Here is a 2849-nt window from a genome sequence, read left to right as displayed (position 1 = left end):
GTTCCAAATAAAGTGACGCGCATTTTAAAAGAAGCAGTGGTTAAGGCTGCTGAGAATGCTGGGAATAAAATTGGCAAGGATGGTTTGATCTCTTATTTGGAAAAGCAGGCTATGGAATGCCCCGCTGCTTATTTAGCGTTGCTTGGGAAGATCTTGCCTTTGCAAGTGACGGGGGAAGATGGGGGCGCGATTAAGATCATAGGGCGTGTAGAAATTGCTCCTTTAACAATGAATGACGACAAGACAGATTAAGATTGTACCAAAACTCATTCCTATTTTTACAGGAGATGCTTTGGTACGCGCGGCTTGGGGTGGACGAGGCTCTGGTAAAACAAGATCATTTGCCTTGATGGCTGCTTTAAAAGGCTATCAATTTGGTATGGGAGGGATATCGGGGACCATTCTTTGTGCACGTCAGTTTCAGAATTCGCTAGCAGAGAGTTCATTGGAGGAGATTAAGCGCGCCATTGAAGCCCATGATTTTTTAAGGGACTATTACAAGGTTGGGGAGTCGTCGATTAAGTCGATAGATGGTCGTATAGCCTTTCAGTTTTCTGGTCTGGACCGTAATATTGCGAGCATTAAATCGATGGGGCGTATCTTGCTCTGTTGGGTTGATGAGGCAGAGCCCGTGACAGAGACGGCTTGGCAGACGCTTATACCGACTTTGCGAGAAGAGGGAGAGGGGTGGAGAGCAGAGTTATGGGTGACATGGAACCCGTTGCGAGAGAATGCCCCCGTTGAGAAGCGGTTTCGCTTTTCAGACAATGAAGCCATTAAGCGTGTAGAGATCAATTGGTCAGATAATCCGAAGTTTCCCAAGATCTTGAATGAAGCGCGGCTTGATGATCTGAGAAACCGTCCCGAGACCTATAAGCATATATGGGAGGGGGCTTATCTTACAGCAGTTCAAGGCGCTTATTATCAGAGGGAAATGTTGGCAGCCGAGCAGGAGGGGCGGATAGGGCGTGTTGCGCGTGACCCTTTAATGCAGATACGCGCTTTTTGGGACATTGGGGGCACGGGTGCTAAGGCAGATGCCACAGCGATATGGATAGCACAATTTGTTGGTAGGGAGATCAGAGTGCTTGATTATTACGAAGCACAGGGACAGCCGTTATCGGAACATATCGGTTGGTTGCGTCAAAACGGTTATGAGAAGGCATTGATGGTGTTACCCCATGATGGTGCGACGAGAGACCGTGTGCACAATGTGAGTTTTGAGAGTGCTTTAAATGATGCGGGTTTTGAAACGCAAGTGATCCCTAATCAAGGGGCGGGGGCGGTTAAGATGCGAATAGAGGCGGTGCGACGTATTTTGCCTTCAGTTTGGTTTAATGAAGAGACAACCGTAGCGGGTCGTAAAGCACTGAATTGGTATCATGAGAAATGGGATGAGAAGCGTAATATTGGTTTAGGCGCCGAGCATGATTGGTCCAGTCATGGTGCAGATGCCTTTGGATTGATGTGTGTGGGGTATGAACAGCCGATGCAGAAACAGAAGAGACCAGCTTATAGCGGTAGAGAAACTTATGAGAGCACGTCATGGATGGCAGAATGATGTATGATGAAGAGCATTTAGAGAAAGAAAGTAACGCCGCATCAGATCTGTCGACAGAAGGTTTGTTTCGTAAGCTTGTGAATTGGTACAAAGAAGATGTTGAGCATGTGAACAAATGGCGTGAACATGCAAGGGAGGATTTTCGATTTTACAATGGTGATCAGTGGAATGATCAAGATTTAGCGGCTTTAAAAGAACAACGCCGCCCCGTTATGACGTTTAATCGCATTGCACCATTGGTTAATGCCGTTGTGGGTTCAGAGCGTAACAATAAACGAGAGGTGCAATTCATTCCCCGTCAAATAGGCAAGGCATTGCCAAGTGAATTGCTTACCGGTGCGGCAGAATGGTTTAGAGATGTGGCGCATGCGGAATATGCGGATAGTGATGCTTTCCAAGACGCTGTCATCTGCGGCATGGGGTGGACCGATACGCGGCTTGATTATGAAAACAGTATAGATGGTGAACCGGTTATTACGCGTTTAGATCCTTTAAAAATGGTTTGGGATAGTGCAGCGGTGCAACCGAATTTAACCGATGCACAACGCATGTGGTATGTCGACCGCAAGCCTTTGGAAGTTGCCAAGCAGATGTTTCCCAAAGCCCATTGGAGTGAACTCAGTGCAGATTGGGCGCGTGATGGGGTTGCCTATGAAGGCATTCATCATAATGATCTTGAAGCTTACGATGATGAGAAGGGTATTGATGTTGAAAACGGTCGACGGATGGTCACACTCGTTGAATGCCGTTGGTTTGAAAGCGAGCGATATTACAAAGCGCCCGATTTAGAAACGGGTGAATTGCGTGATTATAGCGAAGAGGAATTTAAGCAGCTCCAGTGCATGATGCCCGATATTCAAGGGGCAGCTTTCAATAAAAAGGTTGTTAAACGCGCTTTTTTAGGGAGGAAATTGCTTGAATGCCCCGATCAACCTTTGGTTCCAGCGGGTCAATTGGGTTGGGAGTGTATAACGGGGTATTTTGACAAGATAGAACGACAATTTTATGGGGTTGTAAGACCGACAAAAGATCCACAACGATGGGCGAATAAATATTTCAGTCAAGTGATGCACATTCTCAATAGCCAATCCAAAGGCGGGATAATGGCAGAGCGGGGCGCATTTGAAGATGAGAGAGAAGCTGTAAAGAGTTGGAGCAGAGTAGATAGTATTACGGTTTTAAAAAATGGCGCTTTGGCAGGTGGTAAGATACAGCCCAAACCCGTAGCGCAATTCCCAACCGGTTTTTTCCAACTGTTTAATGAAGCCAAGGAAGCGATTAATCAAGT

At 46.6% G+C, this 2849-nt stretch carries 3 protein-coding genes; all 3 read left to right on the top strand.

The window, feature by feature from the left end; translation table 11 throughout:
* Positions 1–252 (top strand): hypothetical protein (locus ACFIM1_RS09065; protein WP_375694667.1); only part of this gene is annotated, 252 nt, incomplete at its 5' end.
* The gene (locus ACFIM1_RS09060) at positions 233–1561 is read left to right on the top strand and encodes a PBSX family phage terminase large subunit (RefSeq protein WP_375694665.1); all 1329 of its coding nucleotides are present in this window, start codon (positions 233–235) and stop codon (positions 1559–1561) included. The genes ACFIM1_RS09065 and ACFIM1_RS09060, both read left to right, overlap by 20 nt.
* Positions 1546–2849, top strand: a 1304-nt coding sequence (locus ACFIM1_RS09055) for a portal protein (protein WP_375694664.1), incomplete at its 3' end; no start/stop codon positions are given. The genes ACFIM1_RS09060 and ACFIM1_RS09055, both read left to right, overlap by 16 nt.

This window comes from Bartonella sp. AC158YNML (assembly GCF_042196725.1).
In the GTDB taxonomy this organism is placed as follows: domain Bacteria; phylum Pseudomonadota; class Alphaproteobacteria; order Rhizobiales; family Rhizobiaceae; genus Bartonella.
Note: the sequence above shows the minus strand (reverse complement) of the source record. Positions and strands in the feature narration are given on the sequence as shown.